Here is a 395-nt window from a genome sequence, read left to right on the forward strand (position 1 = left end):
AACTCGCTTTTTCCTTGACTAGGCGAGGTCGCCGGCAAGCTCGGTGTGCTAAAGACTTTACCCACCGACGCCTCACATTCATTCTCCTCCCGCCTCGATGCGCTGGCAAGAACAAGAAAGTTCATTCAACGCAAATCGAAAAAATTCTCCGCCGCAGGATATGTTCTCGCACAGCTCGATGCCATCCTCTCCGGCAAAGCATCCTTCAATCAGATCGCCAGCAAGCTTAAGCTCAGCGAAGCGCGCCCGCTCTCAAAACAAGCCCTGTGGAAGCGCACCAACCCGCGCGCCGTTGCCTTCATGATGGACGCCCTCGCCCTTACTCTCAGCGAGCAATGGGGCAAAAGCGCTCCCCAAATGCCCCCGCTTACAGGCCTCTTCGGAAGGATTCTCGT

1 protein-coding gene is annotated in these 395 nt (G+C 56.2%); it reads left to right on the forward strand.

All coding sequences use genetic code 11. The features are described 5' to 3' along the window. Positions 1 to 45: 45 nt before the first annotated feature. A partial coding sequence (locus JIN78_RS17455) for a hypothetical protein (protein ID WP_234038075.1) occupies positions 46 to 395 on the forward strand: 350 nt, incomplete at its 3' end.

This window comes from Roseibacillus ishigakijimensis, assembly GCF_016595415.1.
Taxonomy (GTDB): Bacteria; Verrucomicrobiota; Verrucomicrobiia; order Verrucomicrobiales; family Akkermansiaceae; genus Roseibacillus; species Roseibacillus ishigakijimensis.